The 21,723-nt window shown below is 43.7% G+C and carries 25 protein-coding genes; all 25 read left to right on the top strand.

Going from position 1 to position 21,723, the window contains the following annotated elements; all coding sequences use genetic code 11:
- Nucleotides 1-12 precede the first annotated feature (12 nt).
- On the top strand, nt 13-2,112 hold the full coding sequence (gene topA / locus NSQ91_RS19585; RefSeq protein WP_076304477.1) for a type I DNA topoisomerase: 2,100 nt from the start codon (nt 13-15) through the stop codon (nt 2,110-2,112).
- 8 nt (nt 2,113-2,120) lie between these two features.
- A complete protein-coding gene (gene trmFO / locus NSQ91_RS19580; protein WP_076100371.1) occupies nt 2,121-3,503 on the top strand; it encodes an FADH(2)-oxidizing methylenetetrahydrofolate--tRNA-(uracil(54)-C(5))-methyltransferase TrmFO in 1,383 nt (460 codons plus the stop codon).
- Nucleotides 3,504-3,520: 17 nt separating this feature from the next.
- Nucleotides 3,521-4,063 (top strand): ATP-dependent protease subunit HslV, encoded by a 543-nt coding sequence (gene hslV / locus NSQ91_RS19575; protein ID WP_036688562.1) that lies wholly within the window; start codon nt 3,521-3,523, stop codon nt 4,061-4,063.
- Nucleotides 4,064-4,096: 33 nt separating this feature from the next.
- The gene (hslU, locus tag NSQ91_RS19570) at nt 4,097-5,497 is read left to right on the top strand and encodes an ATP-dependent protease ATPase subunit HslU (protein WP_036688559.1); all 1,401 of its coding nucleotides are present in this window, start codon (nt 4,097-4,099) and stop codon (nt 5,495-5,497) included.
- Between the two features lie 388 nt (nt 5,498-5,885).
- A complete protein-coding gene (gene flgB, locus NSQ91_RS19565; RefSeq protein WP_036688558.1) occupies nt 5,886-6,293 on the top strand; it encodes a flagellar basal body rod protein FlgB in 408 nt (135 codons plus the stop codon).
- A 6-nt stretch (nt 6,294-6,299) separates the two neighbouring features.
- Nucleotides 6,300-6,746: a flagellar basal body rod protein FlgC gene (gene flgC / locus NSQ91_RS19560; RefSeq protein WP_036688555.1), complete on the top strand. Its 447-nt coding sequence runs from the start codon at nt 6,300-6,302 to the stop codon at nt 6,744-6,746.
- Nucleotides 6,747-6,779: 33 nt separating this feature from the next.
- Entirely contained in the window at nt 6,780-7,091 is a 312-nt protein-coding gene (gene fliE / locus NSQ91_RS19555; protein WP_036688553.1) for a flagellar hook-basal body complex protein FliE, read from the top strand.
- A gap of 34 nt (nt 7,092-7,125) precedes the next feature.
- Nucleotides 7,126-8,712: a flagellar basal-body MS-ring/collar protein FliF gene (gene fliF / locus NSQ91_RS19550; protein WP_076182681.1), complete on the top strand. Its 1,587-nt coding sequence runs from the start codon at nt 7,126-7,128 to the stop codon at nt 8,710-8,712.
- A 4-nt stretch (nt 8,713-8,716) separates the two neighbouring features.
- On the top strand, nt 8,717-9,733 hold the full coding sequence (fliG, locus tag NSQ91_RS19545) for a flagellar motor switch protein FliG (RefSeq protein ID WP_036688550.1): 1,017 nt from the start codon (nt 8,717-8,719) through the stop codon (nt 9,731-9,733).
- Complete coding sequence (locus NSQ91_RS19540) at nt 9,726-10,574, top strand: FliH/SctL family protein (protein ID WP_036688548.1); 849 nt, start codon at nt 9,726-9,728, stop codon at nt 10,572-10,574. The genes fliG and NSQ91_RS19540 overlap by 8 nt, the downstream gene beginning before the upstream one ends.
- Nucleotides 10,567-11,880, top strand: a complete 1,314-nt coding sequence (fliI, locus tag NSQ91_RS19535; protein ID WP_036688546.1) for a flagellar protein export ATPase FliI — start codon at nt 10,567-10,569, stop codon at nt 11,878-11,880. The genes NSQ91_RS19540 and fliI overlap by 8 nt, the downstream gene beginning before the upstream one ends.
- Nucleotides 11,881-11,889: 9 nt before the next feature.
- Nucleotides 11,890-12,333, top strand: coding sequence for a flagellar export protein FliJ (fliJ, locus tag NSQ91_RS19530; RefSeq protein WP_076304476.1), 444 nt, complete (start codon nt 11,890-11,892; stop codon nt 12,331-12,333).
- A gap of 39 nt (nt 12,334-12,372) precedes the next feature.
- Complete coding sequence (locus tag NSQ91_RS19525) at nt 12,373-13,290, top strand: MotE family protein (protein ID WP_076127908.1); 918 nt, start codon at nt 12,373-12,375, stop codon at nt 13,288-13,290.
- 24 nt (nt 13,291-13,314) lie between these two features.
- A complete protein-coding gene (locus tag NSQ91_RS19520; RefSeq protein WP_076190878.1) occupies nt 13,315-14,796 on the top strand; it encodes a flagellar hook-length control protein FliK in 1,482 nt (493 codons plus the stop codon).
- A 33-nt stretch (nt 14,797-14,829) separates the two neighbouring features.
- Nucleotides 14,830-15,327, top strand: a complete 498-nt coding sequence (locus NSQ91_RS19515) for a flagellar hook capping FlgD N-terminal domain-containing protein (protein WP_036688543.1) — start codon at nt 14,830-14,832, stop codon at nt 15,325-15,327.
- Nucleotides 15,324-15,707: a TIGR02530 family flagellar biosynthesis protein gene (locus NSQ91_RS19510; RefSeq protein ID WP_036688541.1), complete on the top strand. Its 384-nt coding sequence runs from the start codon at nt 15,324-15,326 to the stop codon at nt 15,705-15,707. Before NSQ91_RS19515 ends, NSQ91_RS19510 begins: the two co-directional genes overlap by 4 nt.
- A gap of 104 nt (nt 15,708-15,811) precedes the next feature.
- Nucleotides 15,812-16,630, top strand: a complete 819-nt coding sequence (gene flgG, locus NSQ91_RS19505; protein ID WP_036688538.1) for a flagellar basal body rod protein FlgG — start codon at nt 15,812-15,814, stop codon at nt 16,628-16,630.
- A gap of 89 nt (nt 16,631-16,719) precedes the next feature.
- Complete coding sequence (locus NSQ91_RS19500; protein WP_036688535.1) at nt 16,720-16,944, top strand: flagellar FlbD family protein; 225 nt, start codon at nt 16,720-16,722, stop codon at nt 16,942-16,944.
- On the top strand, nt 16,941-17,408 hold the full coding sequence (locus NSQ91_RS19495) for a flagellar basal body-associated FliL family protein (protein WP_076100380.1): 468 nt from the start codon (nt 16,941-16,943) through the stop codon (nt 17,406-17,408). Before NSQ91_RS19500 ends, NSQ91_RS19495 begins: the two co-directional genes overlap by 4 nt.
- Before the next feature lie 39 nt (nt 17,409-17,447).
- Nucleotides 17,448-18,446, top strand: a complete 999-nt coding sequence (gene fliM, locus NSQ91_RS19490) for a flagellar motor switch protein FliM (protein WP_036688529.1) — start codon at nt 17,448-17,450, stop codon at nt 18,444-18,446.
- Nucleotides 18,436-19,740 carry a flagellar motor switch phosphatase FliY gene (gene fliY / locus NSQ91_RS19485; RefSeq protein ID WP_076182668.1) on the top strand — a complete coding sequence of 435 codons (1,305 nt, stop codon included), beginning with the start codon at nt 18,436-18,438 and terminating at the stop codon, nt 19,738-19,740. The genes fliM and fliY overlap by 11 nt, the downstream gene beginning before the upstream one ends.
- 26 nt (nt 19,741-19,766) lie before the next feature.
- On the top strand, nt 19,767-20,132 hold the full coding sequence (locus NSQ91_RS19480; RefSeq protein ID WP_076127811.1) for a response regulator: 366 nt from the start codon (nt 19,767-19,769) through the stop codon (nt 20,130-20,132).
- Between the two features lie 9 nt (nt 20,133-20,141).
- Nucleotides 20,142-20,666 (top strand): flagellar biosynthetic protein FliO, encoded by a 525-nt coding sequence (locus tag NSQ91_RS19475; protein ID WP_036688521.1) that lies wholly within the window; start codon nt 20,142-20,144, stop codon nt 20,664-20,666.
- Nucleotides 20,663-21,424, top strand: coding sequence for a flagellar type III secretion system pore protein FliP (gene fliP / locus NSQ91_RS19470; protein ID WP_036688518.1), 762 nt, complete (start codon nt 20,663-20,665; stop codon nt 21,422-21,424). Before NSQ91_RS19475 ends, fliP begins: the two co-directional genes overlap by 4 nt.
- Nucleotides 21,425-21,445: 21 nt before the next feature.
- Nucleotides 21,446-21,715 carry a flagellar biosynthesis protein FliQ gene (fliQ, locus tag NSQ91_RS19465; protein WP_076220246.1) on the top strand — a complete coding sequence of 90 codons (270 nt, stop codon included), beginning with the start codon at nt 21,446-21,448 and terminating at the stop codon, nt 21,713-21,715.
- The last annotated feature ends 8 nt before the right edge of the window (nt 21,716-21,723 follow it).

Here is a 21,723-nt window from a genome sequence, read left to right as displayed (position 1 = left end):
GAGGAAGAGTCTATGGCAGATGCATTAGTTATTGTCGAGTCGCCTGCAAAAGCGAAGACAATTGGCAAATATCTAGGTAGTAAATATATTGTAAAGGCATCAATGGGACACATTAGAGATCTACCGAAGAGTCAAATTGGTGTTGAGGTGGAGAATGATTTCAGTCCCAAATATATTACTATCCGCGGTAAGGGATCTATATTGAAGGAATTGAAAGACGCTAGTAAAAAAGTTAAAAAAGTTTATCTCGCAGCTGACCCCGACCGCGAAGGGGAAGCAATTGCTTGGCATTTGGCGCATGCGCTGGATTTAGATAATACACAAGAATGCAGAGTTGTTTTTAATGAGATCACCAAACAAGCGGTAAAAGATGCTTTTAAGACACCGCGTAAGATTAATATGGATCTCGTGAATGCACAGCAGGCTAGACGTATTTTGGATCGACTGGTAGGGTACAAGATTAGCCCTCTATTATGGAAGAAAGTCAAAAAAGGTTTATCTGCTGGACGTGTACAATCCGTTGCCGTGAAGATCATTATGGATCGTGAGAATGAAATCTCCGCTTTTGTACCCACCGAATATTGGAGCATAACAGCGAAGCTTGGAATCCGGGATTCCGTCTTTGAAGCTAAGTTTCATAAGCTGAATGGTGTGAAAAAAGAACTGAACCAGGAAAGTGATGTTCAGGAGGTTCTTGAAGCCATTAAGAACGCATCTTTTAAGGTGAGTGATGTGAAGGAGAAGGAAAGACAACGTCATCCTTCGTCTCCTTTTACCACCAGTTCACTTCAACAGGAAGCAGCCCGTAAGCTTGGATTCCGTGCCGCTAAGACAATGTCTGTTGCACAGCAGCTATACGAAGGTGTGGAACTCGGTAAAGAAGGTACCGTAGGTTTGATCACTTATATGCGTACTGACTCCACGCGTCTCTCTGTCACCGCTCAGGATGAAGCTAAAGAGCTTATAACAGCTAAGTATGGTGAGAAGTTCTTGCCAGAATCCCCACGGCAGTATTCTAAAAAGGCAGCTGGAGCACAGGAAGCGCATGAAGCGATTCGTCCTACCTCGGCATTACGCGAACCAGAAATGGTCAAAGAGTTCTTGAGCCGTGATCAATTCCGTCTCTACAAGCTAGTGTGGGAGCGATTCGTATCAAGTCAGATGTCTTCTGCCCTGCTGGATACGCTTTCGGTCGATATTGCTGCAGGTACTGCTACATTCAGAGCTGTTGGTTCGAAGGTTTCATTCCCCGGGTTCATGAAGGTTTACGTAGAAGGCAACGATGACGGAACTACAGATGAAGACAAGTATTTGCCGCCGCTTCAAGCGGGAGATGCTTTAAATAAGCAGGAGATCGAGCCTAAACAGCACTTTACACAACCGCCTCCACGATATACGGAAGCAAGACTTGTAAAGACGCTTGAGGAGCTGGGTATAGGCCGTCCAAGTACATATGCCCCAACGCTGGAAACCATCCAGAAGCGTGGTTATGTGGCTATTGAAGAGAAAAAATTCATGCCAACCGAACTTGGCGAGCTTGTTATAGAGCAGATGGAGCAATTTTTTCCGGAAATCCTAAACGTTGAATTCACCGCGAACATGGAAGGGGATCTTGACCATGTGGAAGAGGGCTCAGAAGACTGGGTAAAGGTTCTTGCAGAGTTTTACGAATCGTTTGAGAAGCGTTTGGTATTCGCGGAAGAAGAGATGAAAGAAATTGAGATTGAAGATGAAGTCTCTGATGAGATCTGTGAGAAATGCGGTAAACCTCTCGTGTATAAGCTGGGTCGCTTTGGGAAATTCCTAGCATGCTCTGGCTTTCCGGATTGCCGAAACACGAAACCGATTATCAAGGATATTGGCGTAACTTGCCCTAAATGTCATGAAGGTAAGGTTGTGGAGCGACGCAGCAAAAAAGGGCGAGTTTTCTATGGCTGCGACCAGTACCCTGGTTGTGATTTCGTTTCATGGGATAGACCTTCTATAAAACCATGTCCATCATGTGGATCTTGGATGATTGAGAAACGTAATAAGCAAGGAACCAAGCTACAATGTACATCTTGTGATCATACAGAGGCGGTTCTAGACAACGAAGAAGAATTAGCAGATTAATAGTCTCTATGGGAGGAAAAAAGACAGTGTCAGATACAGCAAAAGTAACAGTAATTGGAGCGGGTCTCGCAGGAAGCGAAGCCGCTTGGCAAATAGCATCACTAGGAGTTCCGGTAAGATTATATGAGATGAGACCCGTAGTAAAGACACCAGCCCATCACACGAATCAATTTGCTGAACTGGTATGCAGCAACTCCTTGCGTGCGAATGGATTAGGAAATGCTGTAGGTGTATTGAAGGAAGAAATGCGGCGTTTGAACTCTCTTGTATTAGGTGCTGCTGACCGACACGCGGTACCCGCAGGAGGAGCACTCGCCGTAGATCGTGACGGATTCTCAGGTGAGATCACCCATACTTTGCATAATCATCCGCTCGTTGAAGTCATAAATGAAGAACTTACGCATATACCGGAGGAAGGGATTGTTGTTATTGCAACGGGCCCACTAACTTCACCGGCATTATCTGCTGAAATAAAAGGGCTGCTGGGTGAAGAGTATTTCTACTTCTATGATGCAGCAGCACCGATTGTTGAGAAAGACACCATTGATATGAACAAGGTGTATTTGGCTTCCCGTTATGATAAAGGTGAAGCGGCTTATCTGAACTGTCCGATGACAGAAGAGGAGTTCGACGTGTTTTATGATGCGTTGATTTCTGCTGAGACAGCAGCACTCAAGGATTTTGAGAAAGAAATATACTTTGAGGGCTGTATGCCTATCGAAATCATGATGAAACGCGGCAAGCAAACAGCGTTATTTGGCCCAATGAAGCCAGTAGGACTTATCAATCCGCATACAGGTAAACTTCCTTACGCGGTTGTGCAACTCCGTCAGGATAACGCTGCTGGCACACTTTACAATCTTGTTGGTTTTCAGACCCATTTGAAATGGGGCGAGCAGAAGCGTGTATTCTCGCTGATCCCTGGTCTTGAGAATGCTGAATATGTTCGTTATGGTGTGATGCACAGAAATACATTTATTAATTCTCCTAAGCTTCTGCACCCAACCTATCAGATGAAAGGCAAGGAAAGACTCTTTTTTGCTGGACAGATGACAGGTGTAGAAGGTTATGTGGAATCAGCTGCTTCCGGGCTCATAGCTGGTATTAATGCTGCACGGGCAGCACTCGGTCAGGAAGGACTGATCTTCCCGCAGGATACTGTTCTAGGCAGCATGCCAGCTTATATTACTTCTGCCGATCCAGAGCATTTTCAGCCTATGAATGCCAATTTCGGTCTGTTGCCGAAGGTAGAGAAGAAGATCCGCAATAAGAAGGAAAAGAATGAAATGTTAGCTCATCGCGCTCTGGACAGTCTTGCCGAGTATGCCAACCGTACAGGACTCGCTTATTCGGAGCCGGAGGTTGTCGATAGCGAACAAAGCCCATCTTAAGGAGGTAACTTACAATCATGGTACCCAGCTTTCATGCGACTACAATTTGTGCTGTAAGACATAACGGACAGGCAGCTATAGCAGGTGATGGACAGGTTACATTCGGAGAGAGTGTTATTATGAAGACGACGGCCAGAAAAGTCCGTCGCCTGTACAGAGGACAAGTAATAGCAGGCTTTGCGGGATCCGTTGCGGATGCTATTACCCTATTCGAAAAATTCGAGGGCAAGCTGGAGGAGCATCATGGGAACCTGCAGCGGGCTGCAGTTGAATTAGCGAAGGATTGGCGTCAAGATCGTATTCTTCGGAAGCTTGAAGCTTTGATGATTGTTATGGATAAGGAAGGAATGCTCCTGATCTCCGGAAATGGTGAAATTATCGAACCGGATGATGACGTTCTTGCGATTGGTTCCGGTGGTAATTTTGCGCTGGCTTCAGGTCGAGCACTCAAACGTCATGCACCCAATCTCTCCGCTGCGGATATTGCTAGAGAATCGCTTCAGGTAGCATCTGAAATTTGTGTGTACACTAATTCCAACATTATTGTTGAACAATTATAGACTCAGTGCCATAGAGACAAGGAGGAATTCACGATGGTGAATCAATCGCTTACACCCCGTCAAATTGTAGCCGAATTGGATAAATATATCGTAGGTCAGAAGCAAGCCAAGAAATCGGTAGCCGTTGCGCTTCGTAATCGGTATCGGCGCAGTCTGCTAGCAGAGGAACTGCGTGATGAAGTCGTTCCTAAGAACATTTTGATGATCGGACCTACAGGTGTGGGAAAGACAGAAATCGCCCGGCGTCTAGCAAAGCTTGTTAATGCACCGTTCATCAAAGTGGAGGCCACTAAATTTACTGAAGTCGGTTATGTAGGTCGAGATGTGGAATCTATGGTTCGTGATCTGGTAGAGACTTCTATTCGTATGGTGAAGCTTGAGCGTACGGAGAAGGTTAAGGATCGTGCGGAAGAACTGGCTAATGAGCGGATTGTTTCTATATTGGTCCCTTCGTCTTCCAAAAATAAATCACAAAAGAATCCTTTCGAGATGATTTTTGGAGGGAATTCTGCCCAAGAGGACTCTAAAGAAGACGCTGAGCAGGATGGAAGCCTAAGTGAACGCCGCCGTGGGGTTAGATTTAAGCTGTTAGCTGGTCAGCTGGAAGATGACATCATTGAAATTGATGTTGAGGATACAGCGCCAACTATGATGGATATGTTTGCAGGTCAAGGAAATGACCAGATGGGTATGAATATGCAAGAGATGTTCGGCAGTTTGCTGCCTAAGCGGACGAAGAAACGTAAGCTTCCTATTCGCGAAGCGCGCAAGGTACTCATTCAGGATGAGGCGGCCAAGCTGATTGATATGGATGATGTGATCCAGGAATCCGTGACTCGGGCTGAACAATCAGGCATTATTTTTATCGATGAAATCGATAAAGTAGCGAGTCAGGGAAAAGGGTCTGGACCGGATGTGTCGCGTGAAGGCGTGCAACGGGATATTTTGCCGATTGTAGAGGGCTCGACCATTATGACGAAATACGGTCCTGTGAAGACAGACTATGTACTCTTTATGGCTGCCGGAGCTTTCCATATTGCTAAGCCTTCAGATTTGATTCCAGAACTTCAAGGTCGTTTTCCGATTCGCGTAGAGCTGAGTAGTCTAACGTTAGAGGATTTCGTTTCTATTTTGACGGAACCAGAGAATGCTTTAACTAAACAATATGTGAATCTGCTTAAAACAGAAAATTTAGAAGTGGAATTCCAGAAGGATGCTATACATGAGATCGCCAAAATAGCGGCTTCAGTGAATCAAAATATGGAGAACATAGGTGCCCGGCGTCTTCATACTATTTTGGAGAAGCTGTTAGAGGATCTTTCTTTTGAAGCACCTGAGCTGACTTTAGAAAAAATGGTTATTACCCCGGAGTATGTGCGCGAGAAATTGGCAAGTATAGCTCAGGATCGTGATTTAAGTCAGTATATTCTTTAAAGCGACAAAAAAACAAAAAATCTATGTATTTTGAATTTGGGCATAACGGATTAGATAAATTACAAATTGGTGTCGTGAAAACGTAAAATTATGTCAAAACATGCAATTAAAAAGAAAAAAATGAGTTGAAAATGTAAATAAATAGTAATAAAGTGCTAAAAGCCCTGTCTTTTCTAAAAAGATAGGGCTTATTTCTTATTGTAATAATATACAAATTAAATGAAAATCAATGTATGTGAAAATGCTAAGTGTTATTCATTGCGACAGCGTTCGACGGAATACCGTAAATTTAGAGTATTTTTTTCTTTATTTGTCGAAAGCAAGCAGGTTTTTTGATGGAAGTTGTGGAATTCTTTTCATTATGATAGCTTTGAAAGGAGGAATTGTCTTGGGATTGCTGAATAGTGTCAGTTTTCAACGATTGCAGGGAGGCATTGATGCTGCCTATAAACGACAAAATGCTCTAGCAAATAATGTGGCTAATCAAGATACGCCCAATTTCAAACGTTCTGATGTTTCATTCGAAAGTATCCTGCAACAACAGGAAAGTGGAATCCAATCTACACTTAGAGCGAAAGTTTCGGATACCCGGCATTATCAATTTGGCAGCAACACAATTGTTCCCGCTGCTGTTGAAAATACTGATGAAACTACCTCTATGAACAATAACGACAACAATGTGGATGTAGATCGCGAAATGGCGTTAAGCGCAGAGAATCAGCTTAGGTATAGTTCTTATGTTGAACAGATTAACAGTCAGATTTCGATGATGCGAGCCGTAATTCAAGGAGGATAAGAGAGTATGAACTTTGGAAGTAGTTTTGGGATCAGCGCATCTGCATTAACGGCTCAACGGTTGCGGATGGATGTAATTTCTTCCAACGTAGCCAATGCTGAAACTACAAGAGCATCCGTGGTGGATGGCAAGGCTGTTCCTTACCGACGTAAGTTGGTTGTTTTGGAAACGAACGAAAGTAATAAATTCTCGAATATACTAAATTCGAAAATGAATAATAGCAATGAAGGGGTTAAGGTGCAGTCGATCATAGAAGACACTTCACCATTGAAGCCGGTATACAATCCGAGCCATCCCGATGCGGATGCTGAAGGATATGTCTATATGCCAAACGTAGACATTACCAAAGAAATGGTTGATATGTTATCTGCATCTCGCTCTTATGATGCCAATGTTACGATGCTTAATGCATCCAAAGCTATGGTAAGCAAGGCACTCGAAATTGGTAGATAAATGAATGTTAATTAACTTAAGGGGGGGAAACAGTTGATACAGAATATATCTAATGGGGTTCAGGCTGTACAGCAGCTTGCAATGAAACCGACATCTTCCGAAGTTTCATCCACTCCTGCTAATTCGATGGAGAGCTTTGGCTCTTATCTTGAGGATGCGCTCAATAAAGTGGCTGATCAGGAACAACAAGCTAAGGATATGAGTAATAAATTTGTATTGGGAGAAGTGAACATTGACGAAGTGATGATTTCTTCCCAACAGGCTCTACTGAGTTTACAGTTGACTACACAAGTCCGGAACAAAGTGATTGAAGCCTATCAAGAAATTATGAGAACTCAAATATAATAAATCCTAGCTTAGTTTCGGATGGGGTGACACTGTGAATGAAAGATTTGCCCAATATCGGGAGAAGGTTCTCTTGTATTGGAACAGATTTAGTGGTAAACAGAAGATTTTATTCTTTTCAACATTGTTTATCATTCTAATAATAATCGTAGTTATGACCATGCAGCTTTCAAAAACAGAATATGAAGTAGCATTTCAAGATTTGGACAGTACGGATTCGGCTGGAGTAATGAAAGCCTTAGATTCAGCAGGTGTTTCATACCGATTAAGTCAAGATGGAAAGAGTATTTCTGTACCAAGTACAGAAGCAGCTCGGGTCAAGGTGGATATCGGTTCTCAGGGGATTGTTCAAGGTGGCTCTATCGGATATAAAGTCTTTGACGAAAATTCGTCAATGATAGGTACAACAGATAGCGAGTTTAACGTGAAGTACAATAATGCATTAAACGGTGAAGTTGAACAGTTAATGAGACGTATGCAAGGGATTAAAGATGCAAAAGTGCTGATTAATTTGCCTAAAGAGACAGTTTTTGCCTCACAGGCTGATCAGGAGCAGGCATCTGCATCCGTTGTGCTTTCATTTGATCCAGGATTTAGACCTACCCAAGACAATATTGACGGGTATTTCAATCTTGTGAAAACTGCTGTGCCTAATTTACCAATTGACAACATTACCATTGCAAATAATGAAATTGAATTAATGCCAACAGCTAAAGGTGGACAGGCTGGTGTCACAAACCAAGTTGAAGAAAACTTCGCTCTTCAGAAGAAATTCGAAGAAGAAGTAAAGAAAAATGTGAAACAATTCCTTAGCACTCTTACCGGTCCTGATAAAGTGGATGTTCTTGTGTTCTCAAAGTTGAACTTTGACAAGGAAAACCGGAAGGAAGATCTTGTTACCCCTGTGGATACAGAGAACATGAGGGGGATTGAGATCAGTTCACAAATAATTAGTAATTCGTATTCGGGTCAAGGTAACACGACTGGCGGAGTGGCTGGCACTGGTTCTCAAGATGTTACGGGCTATCCTTCTAATGCGGGTGCGGATACTTCTACCTCGGAGGAATCTTCGGAAACGAGGAACTTCGAAGTTAACCGAATTACTAAAGATGTTATTGCTAGTCCGTATACTGTTAAAGACTTAACCATAAATGTTGCAGTTGAACCACCTTCAGGAGAAAAAAGTTTAGATGATGCAACATCAGCTGCAATTCAAAATATTTTGGTGAATATTGTTCGCGCTTCTCTTGCAGATTCAGGTACTACATATACAGACGCTGATTTGACCAAAAAGGTTTCGGTCTACTCGCAACAATTTGGTGGCACCGATGCCAACACCGTTAAAGGTGGTCTCGCTTCTTGGATGATATGGGCTATCGGAGCAGCAGCATTGCTGGTTGGAGCAGGTGGAGGATATCTAATCTACCGGAGTCGTAAACAGACTGTGGAAGAGGAAGATGAAGACATTCCATTGCAGGTTCCTACTGAATTTCCTTCTATTAACTTGGAGAGCGTGACGAATGAAAGTCAAGTTCGTAAGCAATTGGAAAGTTTGGCCAAGAAGAAGCCAGACGAATTCGTAAATCTGCTGCGTACATGGCTTGCAGACGAACAGAGGTGAACTAATGGCAAAGGCTAGCCAGCAGGGACTTAGTGGCCGTCAAAAAGCTGCGATCCTGCTTATCACACTAGGGCCCGAGGTATCGGCGCAAATTTTCAAACATTTAAGAGACGAGGAGATTGAACAGCTGACTCTTGAAATTGCTAATGTTCGCAAAGTGGACAGCGGTGAAAAAGAGTCGATCATGTCTGAATTCCATCAGATATGCCTCGCCCAGGAATATATATCACAAGGCGGTATTAACTACGCTAAAGAAATTCTGGAGAAAGCGCTTGGATCAACAAAAGCAATGGAGGTCATTAATCGTCTGACTGCAACATTGCAAGTAAGACCTTTCGATTTTGCACGAAAAGCGGATCCTAATCAGATTCTCAACTTTATCCAGAATGAAAATGTACAGACTATTGCACTTGTATTGTCTTATCTGCAATTTGAACAAGCTGCTGCAATCCTTTCCTCGCTTCCTCAAGAGAAGCAGGCAGAGGTGGCTAGAAGAATTGCTGTGATGGACAGTACCTCTCCAGAGGTAATTACGCAAATTGAACGTGTGCTGGAGCAGAAGCTTTCCGCTACAGTAACCCAGGATTATACAAATGCCGGTGGTATCGAATCAATTGTACAAATCTTGAATGGGGTTGACCGGGGGACAGAACGTACGATTCTGGATTCTCTCGAAATTCAAGATCCAGAGCTTGCCGAAGAGATCAAAAAACGGATGTTCGTATTCGAAGATATTGTTAATGTGGACAATCGTTCAATACAGCGCATTGTTCGTGATATCGATAATGCGGATTTACAGCTTGCACTCAAGGTTGCCAGCGAAGAAGTACGGGATGTTATTTTCAGAAATATGTCCAAGCGTATGGCAGAAACGTTCCGAGAAGAAATGGAATACATGGGTCCTGTGCGGCTGCGTGATGTTGAAGAAGCACAGACTCGTATTGTAGGCACGATCCGCAGACTCGAAGAGTCTGGTGAAATTATCATCGCTCGTGGCGGAGGAGATGACATCATTGTCTAAGCTGATCAAACACTCCCAGTATGTTCCGGTTGATGTCTTTAAGAGACTGGAACAGGCCCGGCAATATGCGGGCCTAACTGAGGAGCCCGTTCCCGAGGAGACTTTAAGCGAGACTGACTATCATGATCCCGCACGTGAAGAGGCAGAAGAGACGCGTAAGCAAATGCTTAAGGACGCTCAGGATTTTGCTGAAGAGCAGGTTCGGAATGCATCTCTTGAAGCGGAACAGATTGTAGAGTCCTCGAAAGCGGAGGCTGAAGAGTGGTGGAAACAACGGCGTGAGCAGGATGAACATCTGATCGAAGCTATCAAAGCTGAAGCTCATCAGCAAGGTTATGAGGAAGGTGTTTCTCAGGCTGAGGAAGAGATGAAGCATAAGATCGCAGAGATGATGGAAGAAGCGCGTGCTGTTTTGACTGAGGCGTATAAAGCAAGAGAAGTGATTATTCAGGAAGCGGAGCCTTTTTTAGTAGAGTTAAGCTGTGATATTGCAGAGAAAATTGTGGACAAGCAGTTAACGGTAGAACCACAATTCGCAATGGACTTAATTCGCAAAAATCTGGCTCGTAAGCGAGAACAAGGTTTGATCTCACTTTGTGTATCCCCAGCGCAGTTCGCTTTTGTGAATGCTGCTCGGGAAGAATTATCACTAGCTGTTGATTCACAGGCTGAACTGCAAATCTTGCCCGACTCAACGGTAAAAGACCAAGGATGTGTTATCCGCTCTTCCTTTGGCAGCATTGATGCTCGAATCGACACTCAGCTCGCAGAGATCAAGAAAGAGCTGGTAAGAATTGCGCTGGACACCGATGAGCAGAGAAATGGGGAAGACGATGCTTAATAGCAACCGTTATAAGGAGCAACTTCGTAATCTCGATCCGGTGAGGATCAATGGGAAAGTGACGCAGGTAATCGGTCTAATGGTTGAATCGGAAGGTCCTGACGCAAGTATAGGTGATGTATGCTACATCTACCCTTCTAAAGGAAACAAACCGCTGCAAGCTGAGGTCGTTGGTTTCCGTGATAACAAGGTACTATTGATGCCACTTGGTGAACTGCAGGCGATTGGACCTGGTTGTGATGTAGTGGGCACTGGTAAGCCGCTTAGCGTGCAAGTAGGTTCTGAATTGTTAGGAAAAGTACTGGATGGTCTGGGGCAGCCGCTTGATGGCTCTCTCATTCCAGCACGAATGCCACATAGCTCTACCTTTAATATTCCTTCCAATCCACTTAATAGACCGCGGGTGCAGGAACCCATCAGTATTGGTGTGAGAGCGATTGACGGTTTGCTAACGATTGGCAAGGGACAGCGGGTCGGTATTTTTGCTGGCTCGGGGGTCGGCAAGAGTACTTTGATGGGGATGATTGCCCGGAATACATCGGCTGACGTAAATGTTATTGCTCTGATTGGTGAGCGTGGCAGAGAAGTATTGGATTTCATTGAACGGGATTTGGGACCAGAGGGCTTGCAGCGATCCGTAGTAATTGTTGCTACCTCAGACCAACCTGCATTGATTCGCATAAAAGGTGCGCTTATCGCTACAACGATTGCCGAGTATTTCCGCGATCGTGGCCTTAATGTAATGCTGATGATGGATTCGGTCACCCGTTATGCCATGGCCCAACGTGAAGTTGGACTTGCAGTTGGAGAGCCGCCAGCCATGCGGGGATATACACCTTCGGTGTTTGCCAGCTTACCCAAATTGCTGGAACGTGCCGGTACAGGTCCTACAGGCTCTATAACAGCCTTTTACACGGTACTGGTTGATGGTGATGACATGAACGAGCCAATCGCAGATGCAGTCCGAGGGATACTTGACGGACATATCGTACTCAATCGAAATATTGCTAACAAAGGACATTTTCCAGCAATAGATGTTCTTTCCAGCATAAGTCGAGTAATGAAGGATATTGCTCCAGAAGAACAGATTGCAGCAGCGGAGAATGTGAAGCGCCTTATGGCCGTTTACAAGGATTCAGAGGATTTGATTAATATTGGAGCTTATCAGAGAGGCTCTAATGCTCAAATCGACGAGTCGATGGAATTTATCGACAGTATATGGGATTTCACCAAACAAAAGGTGAATGAAAAAGTTACGCTGGCTGAAGTTCAACAGTCTTTAATTTCACAGTTCTCAAGGAGTTGATTCGGTATTATGAGGTTTCATTATACTTTTCAAAAAGTCGTTGACTTGAAGGGCAATGAGAAGACACAGGCAGAATGGATGCTCTCAAGCGCGCTTGGAGAATTGCAGGCACAGGAAAGAAGCCTGGATGAACTCATCTTTCAGCGGAGTGCTATCATGCTATCCTTACAAAATGCCGCAGAGCAAAAGACACCTATGATTAAGATTCGTGAAATGCAGGAGTATGTGGAATATCTGGATAAATGCATTGCCCGTAAGCATACGGACATTAGCCGTGCACATCAAGAAGTCCAGAAGAAACAAGATCAGTTAAGCACTAAGGTTTTAGATGAAAAAGTATGGTTGAAGGCAAAAGACAAGGCTGAGACACTGTTTCATCAAAGTATGATTTTACGGGAACAAAACGAACTGGATGAGATGGCAACCGTCCGCTTCGCGATGAAATCCCTCTAACCCGGGAGGTTTCCGCTAGTGGCTAATATTGATAATGATATGGAACTTGAAAATGAAGGGTCAGCGGGGAAATTTGAGCGGTTCTTATTCTTAATGATACCGATTATCTTCACGCTAGTACTGCTTGGAGTACTGTTGACGCTTTTTAATATGGACATTCGTAATAATGTGCTTGAAGTTGCGAATAAAATTCCTATCCTGGAAAAATGGGTTCCTGATCCGCCTGCAGATCCTTCTAAACCGAAGGAAGAAAGCAAAAAGCAGGAAGTGAGCTCAGCGACAACGATTAAGGAGCTTAAAGCTCAGCTCGCCCAGCAGGAAGAAAACCTGAAGAAGGTTACAGATGAAAAAACAGCCCAGGATACCAAGGTTCAGGCGCTAGAGTCACAGATTGAGGGTATGAAGAAGGAAGCTGAAACCGCAGAGGCAAGCACAGAAGAAACTGAAGATCCTTATCAGAAACAGGTTTCTGATTTGGCTAAGCTGTATGCGGGCATGAAAGCTTCGAAGGCTGCACCGATCATGGAGAATTTAACTACAGAAGAAATGGTACAGATCTTCAGTGTCATGAATAAAGCGAGTAAAACTGCGATTTTGGAAAAAATGGATCCGCAAAAGGCTGCAGATGTAACGATTAAGTTAAAAGAAACCACATCTTCGAGTGACATGGCGATCGCAGCCCTTCAATCTAGATTGAAGAAAGATGCCGGCACAACAGCAACAGCAACAACCAGTAAGAATTTGGATAAGGAAAAGTTGAATCAGACCTTCAGCTCAATGACTCCTGCTAATGCAGCATCGTTACTAGGAGAAATGTACAAGATTAGCCCTGATAAGGTCGTGACGATTATGAATACCGTAAGTGATAGTGTTCGTTCATCTATTTTGGGAGAAATGACTAAAAATGATAGCGCGCAAACTGCGAAAATTGTTAATCGTCTGATGGGTGCTAAATAGATAGGGAAAGGAGGTGAAAAATAAATGAGTTTAGTCGTTCAATCGCTTGTCAGTGCAAACGCAACTGCAGTAAACGGGAGTTCATCGACTACAACGGGCACAACAACGACGGCTGCACCATTTGCTCAAACCCTGGTACAAACCATGGGAGGCAATACCAACACCTCGTCGACTCCAGCTGAACCCCTATTGGGAAATCTAGCTTCTTTGCTGCAAGGCCTGTTAAAGGAAGTGCAGCCGACTGGAGAAGAGCAAGCAGGGCAAGACACTCAGAAGGGTGAGCTCCTTGAAAAACTTGCTGCTGATGTTGAGAAGCTGGATGAAAGTATCAGTAGTGATCCAGCTCTGTTGGTAGCCTTGCAAGCTTGGATTCTTCAGGTATCTGCACTTCTATCTGGAAGCCATGCTGCAGAGAATGGTACTACTACAACGGAAGCAGAAGTGGCTGGAAGCTTGTCACCATTGGCACAGAATGCTGATACATTAAGATTTGCAGTTCAAGATGACTTGCAAAGTTTAGTTTCTATGATTCAAGAAGCTGCAGTAAGTGGCAATGAGGAAGTTGCAACTAAGGGAATCAGTTTATTGAATAATTTCACAGCGCTTTTAGAAGAGTCCTCCTCTAACACTAATAAGGGGAAGGGAAAGACCAGCAATGTGAGTATTAATTCTGATTCTTCCTTACAACAGCCCGTTATTACTGAAAGCAAAAATAACCAAACGGATAAAACAATTCAGAATGTGAGCAGTCGTTCCGGAGAAGCTGTTGTAGTGAAAAATGATACGGTTGTAAGCTCGCCTGTGACATCAGGAACTGTGCAAGAAGCTGAAGCAGAGACTGCGAACACACCGTTAATCAAGACAGGCGTAACCGGGGAAACGAAGACAACAGAATCTGCTCAAGATTCCCCGCTAGGAATTACAGCTAACGAAGGGGATCATGAGGTTGTTACTGCGGGGCAGTTATCTCTGCGCGGAGGAATTACAGCACCGCTGAAGGCTGAAGTGCCAGCAGCGCCTGTTCCGGTTCAGCAATTTGCTCAAGAAATGACAGGTTTCATTACAGGCAAATTAGAGATTGTGCAAAAAGGTGGGATCGCTGAAGCGACTATATCCCTTTTTCCAGAAAATCTCGGACAAGTTGATGTTAAGATCACCATGCAAAATGGTCATTTAGTTGCCCAGTTCATGACTGAACATACCGGCGCTAAAGATATGCTGGAACAACAAATGAACCAGCTTCGCGCTGCATTGCAATCTCAAGGTCTTCAAGTGGAGAAGCTGGAAGTTACGCAAAATAATACCCCACTCAATTCGCAATGGGGGCAGGAAGGACGCCAACCTAATTCCGGAAGTGGACAGCAGGGTAGACGTTCCAAAGAAAGCAGAGAGGAAGCCAGTGATGCTGTTCTAGCCGCAGAGCTGAATGGTGAATGGAAGGACTGGGTTTCAAATGCGGGACAAGAAGATCAGTCCCAAGGTGGATCTTTTTCTGCTAAGGCTTAACTTTAATAACAAAGGAAAGAGAGGTGAGTGGTTATGGCGACAACAGTTCCGGTCTCTACTAAAGATCAGTGGAATTATACAACTCCCGACTCTAGTGCACGGACAACGGGTAATTCTACTTTAGGTAAGGATCAGTTTTTGAAGATTTTGATTACTCAGCTGCAAAATCAAGATCCGATGCAACCGATGGAAGATAAAGAATTTATTGCGCAAATGGCCCAGTTTACATCCGTGGAGCAATTGATGAATATCTCTACTCAGCTTAATGCTATGAATCAGTCCCTTGGATCTGTATCCGGGTTGATTGGTAAAGATATTACTTGGACAGACACCGCCACAAAGCTGCCTAAGACAGGTAATGTTGAATCTATCGTTGTTAGCAATGGTATTCAATATGCGGTTGTGGGAAAAGACAGAATTGCTTTAACCGATATTACACAAATTCAGAATGCCGCAGCAACACCAGAAAGCGGTTCTGGTACAGATAGTAATACTCCGGAGAATAGCGGAGGAAGCGGGGCGAGCATATGAGTGACAGGCTTACTATAGGCCAACTGTATCCTGCGTCCCTGCATTCTACAACGTTACAACGATCTTCGCTGCCTAAGCAGTCTGTGGCGGGGGAAGCTTCTTTTGAGAGTTTACTGCAACAGAAACTATTAAAATTCAGCAATCATGCTGCTAAGCGCCTAGAACAAAGAGGGATAGAGCTTGGAAGCGGTCAGTTGGATCAAATTTCATCTGCTGTGGACAAAGCTGCTGCTAAGGGAAGTAAAGAATCCTTGATATTAATGAAGGATTTGGCGTTTATCGTTAGCGTTCCTAATCGCACAGTAGTTACTGCTATGGATGGTAACTCGATCAAAGATAATGTATTTACACAAATCGATAGTGCAATAGTGATTTCATAATAGGCTGGTCCTAACGGAAAGCCGAGGCGGCCGCTGACCGACTGACGCGGTCCCAATTCACTTGGAAAGTTATTAGGACTCTATAATCTGGGAGGACATTAAACATGTTAAGATCAATGTATTCAGGGGTTTCAGGAATGAGAGGCTTTCAAACTAAGCTTGATGTAATCGGTAATAATATTGCTAACGTAAACACTATCGGGTTTAAATCCGGACGTGTTATGTTCAAGGATATTATGAGCCAAACCGTTTCTGGTGTTACTGCACCGGGTGAGGATGGTCAAGGTGGGGTAAATGCGAAACAAGTTGGACTAGGTGTTAGTATTGCTTCTATAGATACCCTACATTTGGCTGGTAGTGCTCAAACTACCAACAACCCAACAGATTTACGTATCGATGGAGATGGTTTTTTCCTGGTTAAGCTTACTGAGGATCAAGATACTGCATTTTTGACCCGCGCCGGAGATTTCCACATTGACGCTGCGCGTAATCTGGTTACCGCTGACGGACTTCATGTTTTAGATTCCGACGGTGGGATCATTCAATTAGGTGACGATGTAACGGCGTTTTCTATCTCTAATGATGGAACAATTGTTCAGACCATGGAAGATGGAACGACTGGAGCTGGGGTGAAGATTGGTGTAGCCAAGGTTACTAACCCATCTGGTCTGGAGAAAATCGGAGGCAATCTGTATCGTATGACACTTAATGCGAATGCAGAAGGCGAACTAGTTCCGACTACAGCGAACAATACAGAAGATGGCACCGGGGCAATCATCTCTGGACAGCTGGAAATGTCCAATGTGGATCTTACCAATGAATTTACAGAAATGATCGTATCACAGCGTGGATTCCAGGCGAATTCCCGTATCATCACAACTTCTGATGAAGTGCTGCAGGAAGTAGTAAACCTGAAGCGTTAATTTAATCAATAAATTTTATATTTTCTTAAATGGTTCATGCGGAGTCGTGGGGGAGTTACTCCTCCCCCTATTTTGTTAGGAGGCCTGTTATGATATCGGTAACAAGATTAAATGGAACACCGATGTGGATCAATGCCCTACTGGTCGAAATGGTAGAAGAAAGCCCGGATACATATATTACGCTCGTAACCGGAAAAAGACTGATCGTTCTCGAAAAAGCCGATGAGGTTATTACGAAGATCCGGGATTATAACAGGGACATAGGCACATATGCTGCCACCATTAAAATCCAGTCAATGGAGGAGCTAACATGAAAAAGATGATGCCGTGGCTCATCACGATATTACTAGCGATTACTCTGATCGTGGTCGCCGCATTTTTACTAATGGACAGGATCTTTCCGAAAGATACGAACGAGGTAAGTGCTGCTGTTCAAAATGTGGAAACAAAACATTTAACTGCAGATGAAATCGTCGAATTGACGGCAGAGATCATTGATATCAAAACAAATCTTGCTGATCCCGATTTTATCCTTCAAGTAGATTTCGCCTTCCAACTGAGTTCTGCGAAATCAAAGGAAGAATTCGAAAAAATAAAAGAGATCAAAATCAAACCAATAATTATCAAGACGCTTGCAGATACCAAACCTGAGGACCTTAATGGAGCGAATGGAAAAGATCAGCTTAGCAGTAAGCTTATTAATCTGATCAATAAGACATTGACTGAGGGCCAAATTACTCAGATCGAAATCACCAAATTCCTTTTGGCTTCTGTGTAGCTTTATTCCTGATAATTCTTTGATGGGGGGGTGATTGAATTGGTTGATGTACTATCACAAAACGAAATTGATGCTCTACTTGCTGCACTTTCTTCAGGTGAGATGGACGCCGATGAACTTAAAAAGGAAGAAACTCAGAAGAAAATCCGCTCTTATGACTTTAAACGGGCTGTCCGCTTTTCCAAAGATCATATCCGCAGTCTTACACGGATACATGACAATTTCGCCCGTTATCTTACAACGTATTTTTCAGCCCAATTGCGCACCTTCGTTCAGATTAATGTCGTTCAAGTAGAGCAGCTCCCTTATGATGAATTTATTCGCTCCATACCGAAAATGACGATATTGAACATTTTTGAAGCAGAACCTTTAGAGGGCCGCATGGTAATGGAAGTTCATCCTAACATTGCTTTTGCTATGCTGGACAGGTTGCTTGGAGGCTTTGGAACTGCACCTTCTAAGATTAATGCTCTAACTGAGATCGAAACAACGATTATGGAGCGTATCTTTAGTAGATGTTTTGAGAGTCTGCAGGAGGCTTGGAAAACGGTGCTGGATATTCATCCGCGGATGGAAGCTCTTGAGACGAACCCGCAGTTCATGCAGATTGTATCGCCCAATGAGACCATTGCATTAATCTCTCTAAGTACCAAAATTGGAGACACAACAGGCATGATCAATCTTTGTATACCGCATGTCGTTTTAGAGCCTATCATGTCCAGACTTTCTGTTCACCAATGGTTTGTGACAGAGAAGAAGACGCGGGATGAAGATGAGCTTCTGGCCATTAGAGCTAGAGTTCATAAAGCGAAGCTGCCGATTGTTGCTGAACTTGGAGAATCGAGCTTATCCATATCTGAATTTCTAGGGCTTAGTGTCGGTGACGTGATTTCTCTCAACAGAAACGTAGATTCTGGACTGTCGATTAAGGTAGGGGAGAAGCTTAAGTTCATCGGAAGTCCCGGAATGGTTAAAGATCGGGTAGCCGTGCAAATAGACGAAATTGTCAATGAAGGAGTTGAAGAATTTGACGAGTAAAGATTATTTATCCCAAGAAGAAATCGACGCCCTTCTGAGACAATCTGCGGAGGGCTCATTAGCTCCTACGGAGAAAACGGTAGATGACTATCTAACACCGTTTGAACAGGATGCTTTGGGCGAAATTGGTAATATAACGTTTGGCAGTGCAGCAACAGCACTTTCCACTTTACTAGGGAAAAAAGTAGATATTACAACCCCTCAAGTTTCGATCATTACACGCGGGGAGTTTGAAATTGCTTTTCCTAAACCGCATGTAGCTGTTCACGTTCAATATGTGGATGGGTTTCAAGGGATTAACTCACTTGTTATTAAGATTAGGGATGCGCAGGTTATTGCCGATCTAATGCTTGGCGGTGCTGGCGAACCTAAGGATGAAGAGTTGAATGAAATTCATATTAGCGCTGTGCAAGAAGCTATGAATCAAATGATGGGTTCTTCTGCTACATCGATGTCTACGATTTTTAATCGTTTTGTTAATATCTCGCCTCCGGGTATCGACATTTTGAATATGTCCAGCGGAGAAGGAGTAGGCAGTCTGCCAGACGATGAGACCCTAATTCGTATTTCGTTCCGGCTTAAAATTGGTGATTTGATAGATTCTACTATTATGCAGCTCTTGCCTGTTCAGTTCGCAAAAGATATGGTATCCATGCTTCTTGGTGATGTTAGTCCTGCAGAGGAGGAGGCAGCGGTCACAATGGCTGAAACACCTGCCGTGACTAATTCTGCTGAGACACCACCTCCAGCACCTCCGGTGCAACAGGCGCCCTCACAGCCCGCAGGAGGAACGCAACCACCATATCCACCGCAGGGTATGCCACCGTATCCAGGGATGCCAGAAGGCGGGTATTATTATCCTCCAGCGGGTATGCCAGCATACGGAATGCCTGGGATGCCACCATACGGTATGCCACCGCAAGGGATGCCATATGGACAGACACCACCGCTTAATTCTGAGGCAAATCGCAATGTAAATGTACAGCCTGTGCAATTTGCAAATCTGAATGGTGGGGCCTTTGGTCATATTGATGAAAATAATTTAAATTTATTGATGGACATACCGCTTAGAGTAACCGTAGAATTAGGAAGGACCCAGAAGCAGATCAAAGATATTTTAGAAATGTCACAAGGCTCAATTATTGAGCTGGACAAGCTCGCAGGTGAGCCTGTAGATATTTTGGTTAACAACAAGCTTATTGCCAAAGGTGAAGTCGTTGTTATCGACGAAAACTTTGGCGTACGCGTTACGGATATCGTCAGCCAGTGGGACCGAATTCAGAAATTACAATAAGCATACTTAGGGAGGATTTTGTAAAAATGGCTAACCGAATTCTAATCGTGGACGATGCAGCATTTATGAGAATGATGATCCGTGACATTTTGTCGAAAAACGGATTTGAAGTAGTGGGCGAAGCTCAGGACGGTTCTCAAGCGATAGAAAAATTCAAGGAACTGCGTCCGGACCTCATCACGATGGATATTACTATGCCTGAGATGGACGGAATCGCCGCCCTGAAAGAAATCAAAAAAGTAGATCCGGCTGCAAAGGTTATTATGTGTTCAGCCATGGGCCAGCAGGCTATGGTTATCGATGCAATCCAAGCAGGAGCTAAAGACTTTATCGTGAAGCCTTTCCAAGCTGACCGGGTTATCGAAGCTATTAACAAAACGTTGGGCGCGTAGGATAAAGTCATGTTATATTCCGAAACGCTCGGAAGCAGTAACACCCTGCTGAATTTGTTTAAAGTTATTATTGTCCTGGCGATAATCATTGTACTTATAGTGGTACTAATTCGTTTTCTTGGACGACGTAATCAGACCTTTATGAGCAACCGTTCCATAAGAACGCTTGGTGCAATTGGGCTTGGACCTAATAAGTCGATGCAGGTTATCGAACTGGGAAGCAGTCTTTACTTAATCGGGATTGGTGAGAATATATCCATTTTGGATAAAGTCACCGATCCGGATGAGGTAGCATTGATCATTGCGGCATTTGAGGATCAGTCCTCTAACCAGAATAATTTCCTCGCACCGCTTATTGCCAAGGTAAAGGTAAAGCTGCGTGGGGAGGTTCCATCTCAGGAAATTGAACTTAGTGAAACATCATCTTTTTACGAGACTCTGCAATCCAAGCTTCGTTCTGCACCAGAGCGTAAAGAGAAAATGGAAGAGCTGCTTCGGGATGATGTTACTAAGGATGAGTCGAGGAATATATGAAAAAGAAGCTAATTCTTGCTATTCTGCTGTTCGGTATTATCAGTGTGGTTATGATGACGCCGATACATGCTGATCCTATACCTAATGTTAATATTCAGGTCGGTAATGAAGGTTCAAGCAGTGGTACCAGTTCCATATCAATTCTTCTTCTTGTTACGGTTCTGAGTATTGCTCCGGCGTTTCTGGTTCTTATGACTAGCTTTACTAGAATTGTAATCGTATTAGGTTTTGTGAGAACCTCGCTGGGTACTCAGGCAATGCCTCCGAACCAGGTGCTGGTAGGACTTGCTCTGTTTTTGACCCTGTTCATTATGTCACCAACGCTGGCCACAGTGAATGAAAATGCGTTGCAGCCGTATATGAAGGGGACAATCACCCAAACTGAGGCTTTTGATAAAGCTGCTGATCCGATGAAAGAATTTATGTTTAAACAGACGAACACCAAAGATCTTCTGTTATTTATGAAATACACCGGTTATACCGGATCTACTAAACCGGCTACATACAGTGATATTCCACTGACGGTGATGGTGCCAGCTTTTGCAATTGGTGAATTGAAAAAGGCTTTTACAATGGGCTTCTTAATTTTCATACCATTCCTGATTATTGATATTGTTGTGGCGAGCACACTGATGGCCATGGGAATGATGATGCTTCCCCCGGTTATGATTTCATTACCTTTTAAAATAATGCTCTTTGTACTGGTAGACGGCTGGTACTTAGTCATTAAATCACTACTTCTTAGTTTTAACACCTGACCTAAAGAGGAGGCATGAGGGATGAGTACGGAGTTTATAATCGGGCTAGCAAGCCAAGCCGTATATTTAGTGCTGGAAGTCAGCGCACCCATGCTGATTCTTGGTCTGGTGGTAGGACTAATAATCAGTATTTTTCAAGCTACGACACAGATTCAGGAACAGACGCTAGCGTTTGTTCCCAAAATCGTCGCAGTGCTACTGGCTTTATTGCTATTTGGTCCGTGGATCGTCACGAAGCTGATTGACTTTACAAGCCAAATTTTAGGTAATCTCTACATGTATATTGGTTAAACAATGAA

Source organism: Paenibacillus sp. FSL R7-0048, from assembly GCF_038004505.1.
In the GTDB taxonomy this organism is placed as follows: Bacteria; Bacillota; Bacilli; order Paenibacillales; family Paenibacillaceae; genus Paenibacillus_AQ; species Paenibacillus_AQ odorifer.
This window is presented reverse-complemented; position numbering and strand designations above follow the sequence as displayed.